Origin of the sequence: Spirillospora sp. NPDC049652 (assembly GCF_040675125.1) — a bacterium.
Taxonomy (GTDB): Bacteria; Actinomycetota; Actinomycetes; order Streptosporangiales; family Streptosporangiaceae; genus Spirillospora.
This window is the reverse complement of sequence record NZ_JBFAOF010000714.1, coordinates 1-3,892: the sequence shown is the minus strand read 5'-3', so window position 1 is coordinate 3,892 and position 3,892 is coordinate 1. Positions and strand designations below refer to the sequence as shown.

3 protein-coding genes and 1 pseudogene are annotated in these 3,892 nt (G+C 73.7%); all 4 read left to right on the top strand.

Translation table 11 applies throughout. From position 1 onward, the window contains the following. A pseudogene (locus AB0J52_RS31205) lies at positions 1 to 342 on the top strand (hypothetical protein); the annotation flags it as partial. An 80-nt stretch (positions 343 to 422) separates the two neighbouring features. Continuing rightward, the gene (locus tag AB0J52_RS31200; RefSeq protein WP_500186318.1) at positions 423 to 1,145 is read left to right on the top strand and encodes a thiamine pyrophosphate-dependent enzyme; all 723 of its coding nucleotides are present in this window, start codon (positions 423 to 425) and stop codon (positions 1,143 to 1,145) included. After that, complete coding sequence (locus AB0J52_RS31195; protein ID WP_500186317.1) at positions 1,135 to 2,646, top strand: NAD-dependent succinate-semialdehyde dehydrogenase; 1,512 nt, start codon at positions 1,135 to 1,137, stop codon at positions 2,644 to 2,646. Before AB0J52_RS31200 ends, AB0J52_RS31195 begins: the two co-directional genes overlap by 11 nt. Continuing rightward, the coding region (locus AB0J52_RS31190) for a dihydroxy-acid dehydratase domain-containing protein (RefSeq protein WP_500186316.1) at positions 2,643 to 3,892 on the top strand (1,250 nt) is incomplete at its 3' end. The genes AB0J52_RS31195 and AB0J52_RS31190, both read left to right, overlap by 4 nt.

Here is a 3,892-nt window from a genome sequence, read left to right as displayed (position 1 = left end):
GTGAAGGTCGGCGGCGGCGCCCGGGGCTGCCGCCGGGAGCTGGAGGAGCTCGCCGACCTCGTGGACGCCGTCTTCGTCATGTCGCCCGTCAGCCTCGGAGCCGTCCCGGCGAGCCACCCCCGCCAGATGATGGTGGGCGGCACCAAGGGCTCGCACAGCGGCAACTTCGCCATGGAGAACGCCGACCTGCTGCTGGCCGTCGGGACCCGCTCGGTGTGCCAGGCCGACTCGTCGCGGACCGGGTACCCGCGCGTCCGCCACGTGGTGAACATCAACGCCGACCTGGACTCCGCGACCCACTACAACGAGACGACGGCCCTGGTCGGCGACGCCCAGGAGACCCTGAGCGCGCTCGTCGAGGCCGTCCGGGCCGAGCTGGCCGAGTCCGGCGGGGGAGCCGAGGCGTCCGGCTGGCTGGCCGAATGCCAGGACGCCCGGCGCGAATGGGAGCGGATCAAGCAGGACAGGCTCGACCGTCCGACGCTCCACGACCCGGTGTGGGAGCGGGAGGTGCTCACGCAGCCCGCCGCGATCCAGACGATCGCCGAGTGGGCGGAGGGCGCCGACGCGGTCACCTTCTTCGACGCCGGGGGGACGTCCAGGCGGTCGGGTTCCAGATGTCGGCCGAGGAGGAGCCCGGCCAGTCGTTCACCGAGGCGGGCGCCAGCTACATGGGCTTCGCGACCAGCGCCGTCCTCGCGACCGCGATCGGCGACCAGCCCTGGTACGGCGTCGCGGTGACCGGCGACGGCTCGTTCACCATGAACCCGCAGGTGCTGATCGACGGGGTCGCGCACGGCGCCAGCGGCTGCGTCGTCGTCCTGGACAACCGCCGGATGGCCGCCATCTCCAGCCTCCAGATCGACCAGTACGGCATCGACCACGCCACCTCCGACGGCGTCGCGGTCGACTACGTCGCCTGGGCCGGCTCGGTGGAGGGCGTCACGGCGCTGCACGGCGGTCACACCCGCGAGTCCCTGCGCGAGGCGCTGGAGACGGCGCGGGCGCGGGAGGGGCTGTCGCTGATCCACGTCCCCGTCTACTTCGGCGACGACCCGGCCGGCGGACTTCCCTCCTACGGACGCTGGAACGTCGGCAACTCGGTGGAGGACACCCAGCGGCTCCGACACGAGATTGGACTCTGAGTTGACCGGCATCCACGACCGCGCCCAGCTGGACGGCACGCCCCTTCGGGACGTCCTGCCTCCGCCACTGCTGTTCATCGACGGAGCCTGGCGGGAGGCCGGGGACGGCCGCACCCGGGCCGTGGAGAACCCCGCGACCGAGACCGAGCTCACCGCGGTGCCGCTCGCGACCGCCGCGGACCTCGACGACGCCCTGGCCGCGGCGGCGGCCGGGTTCCAGCGCTGGCGGACGACGTCCGCGTGGGACCGCTCGGACCTGCTCCGCCGCTTCGCGCAGGTCATCCGCGCCGACGCCGACCGCTTCGCGCTGGTGATGACCCTTGAGCAGGGCAAGCCCCTGGCGCAGGCGCGCGGCGAGGTCCTGGCGTCGGCGGACCAGTTCGACTGGTACGCCGACGAGGCCCGCCGCGTCTACGGCCGGAGCGTCGAGGGGCACGACACGTCCACCCGGATCCTGGTCCGGCGGGAGCCGGTCGGGCCGGTGGCCGCGTTCGCCGCCTGGAACTTCCCGTCGCTGCTGACCGCCCGGAAGATCGCCCCGGCGCTGGCGGCGGGCTGCTCGATCATCGTGATGGCGCCGATCGAGGCGCCGCTGAGCACGCTGCTGTTCGCCGAGGTCGCGGACAGGGTCGGGCTTCCGGCGGGGGTGCTGAACATCGTCACCGGCGAGCCCGCGGAGGTGTCCCGGCACCTCATCGCGTCCGAGGTGATCCGCAAGGTGACCCTCACCGGGTCGGTCCCGGTCGGCGTCCAGCTCTCCGTGCTGGCCGCGCAGGGGATGAAGGAGACCGCCATGGAGCTCGGCGGGCACGCGCCCGTCCTGGTGTTCCCCGACACCGACGTCCGCCGGGCGGCCGGGATCTGCGCGCGGGGAAAGTTCCGCAACGGCGGCCAGGTGTGCATCGCCGCCAGCCGCTTCCTGGTCCACGAGTCGGTCGCGGATGAGTTCACCGAGGCGTTCGTCGCGGAGACCCGCGCGCTGCGCCTCGGCGACGGACGCGAACCGGACACCGACGTCGGACCGCTCACCACCGCCGCACGCCGGGACGCGATCGGCGCCCTCGTGGACGACGCCGTCGCCCGGGGCGCCCGGGTCGAGCACGGCGGCGGCGCACCCGAGGACTTCCAGGTCGGGTACTACTTCACCCCGACCGTCCTCACCGGGGTCAGCACCGACATGCGGGTGATGCGCGAGGAGCCCTTCGGCCCGATCGCGCCCATCGCCACCTTCGCGACCTTCGACGAGGCCGTCGCCGTCGCCAACGCGACCCCCTACGGCCTCGCCGGCTTCGTCTTCACCGGCGACCTGACCACCGCCTTCCGCGCGTCCGAGGAGCTGGAGGTCGGGATGGTCGGCGTCAACCACCTGACCATCGCCACGGCGGAGGCCCCGTTCGGCGGGGTCAAGCAGTCCGGCCACGGCCGCGAGGGCGGCGCCGAGGGGATCGACGACTACACCGTGACCAAGTACGTCAGCATGCGCATCGGAGACCTCGCGTGACCGCCCGGACCGGCCGGACCGGCGCGGACGGCCCGACCAGTGCGGACGGCCCGACCAGTGCGGACGGCGCGCGCGTGCAGGGCGTCGACCGCGGCCTCACCTCCTACGGCGACCCGGGGTTCAGCAGGTTTTTGCGGCGCACGTTCCTCGCCTCGGCCGGGTACGACGCCGGCGACCTGGACCGTCCCGTCGTCGGCATCGCCGACACCAGCAGCGACTACACCACCTGCCACCGCGAGATGCCGCAGCTGGTCGAGTCGGTCAAGCGCGGCGTCCTGGAGGCGGGCGGGCTGCCGCTGGTGTTCCCGACGATGTCGCTGCCGGAGATCCTGCTGTCGCCGACCTCGATGATGTTCCGCAACCTGCTCGCCATGGAGACCGAGGAGCTCATCAAGGCGCAGCCGATGGACGCCGTCGTGCTCCTCGGCGGGTGCGACAAGACCGTCCCGGCGCAGCTCATGGCGGCGGTGTCCGCGGACGTCCCGGCGGTCGAGGTGGTCGCCGGCCCGATGCTGACCAGCTCGTGGCAGGGGCAGCGGCTCGGTGCGTGCACCGACTGCCGCGGCATGTGGGCGCGGCACCGGGCTGGTGAGCTGGACGAGGCCCGGATCGCCGACGTGCGGTCGGCGCTGGCCACCACCGGCGGCACCTGCATGGTGATGGGCACCGCGTCCACGATGGCCTGCGTCACCGAGGCGCTCGGGCTGAGCCCGGCGGGCACCGCGACCGCGCCCGCCGCCAGCGGGGACCGCCTGCGGGCCGGGACGAAGGCGGGCCGCCTCGCGGTCGCGGCGGCCCGGGACGGCCTGCGCCCCTCGGCCCTGCTGAGCCGGGCGAGCCTCACGAACGCGGTCACCGTGCTGATGGCGGTCGGCGGATCGACGAACGCGATCATCCACCTGCTCGCCATCGCCGGACGGACCGGCCTGGAGCTGACCCTGGACGACTTCGACGCGATCGCCCGGCGCGTTCCGCTGCTGGTCGACTGCAAGCCGTCGGGCTCGGGCTACCTGGAGGACCTGCACCGCGCGGGCGGCGTCCCCGTCCTGATGAAGACGCTCGAACCGCTGCTCGACCTGTCGGCGCGGACGATCGAGGGCGGCACGCTGCGCGACCGCCTCACCGGGGTCGAACCGGCGCCGTCCTGGCAGACCACGATCCGTCCGCTGGACGAGCCGCTCGGCCCGCCCCGCGCCCTGGGGCGTCCACCGCGCCGAACGGCTCGTCCATCAGCAGCAGGGACGGC